The organism is Paraburkholderia sp. SIMBA_054, assembly GCF_046534875.1.
Classification (GTDB): Bacteria; Pseudomonadota; Gammaproteobacteria; order Burkholderiales; family Burkholderiaceae; genus Paraburkholderia; species Paraburkholderia hospita.
Genome location: NZ_JAWRXV010001086.1, coordinates 1 through 260 on the forward strand (window position 1 = coordinate 1; position 260 = coordinate 260).

Annotated in this window: 1 protein-coding gene; it reads right to left on the minus strand. The window is 67.3% G+C overall.

What is annotated here, in order from left to right; translation table 11 throughout:
* Nucleotides 1-260: ArsC/Spx/MgsR family protein (locus tag SB822_RS58515; protein WP_410859298.1), on the minus strand; the 260-nt coding region annotated here is incomplete at both ends.

Below are 260 nucleotides of genomic sequence, written 5' to 3' on the forward strand. Positions count from 1 at the left end.
CTGGCTGACCACGCCGTCTTCGGTCACCACCACCGGGCGGCGCACCAGCTGCGGATGCTCGCGCAGCAGCAGCTTCCACTCAGCTTCGCTGCCCGGCGCCTTGCGGTTGTCCGGCAGCTGCCGCCAGGTGGTGGAGGACTTGTTGACCAGCGCATCGAAACCGCCAACCTGCCCGGCCCAGTCGACCAGGGTCTCCGGGCTCGGCTTGTTGTCGCGGTAATCAACGAAGCTGTAGGCGACGCCGAAACGGTCGAGCCACT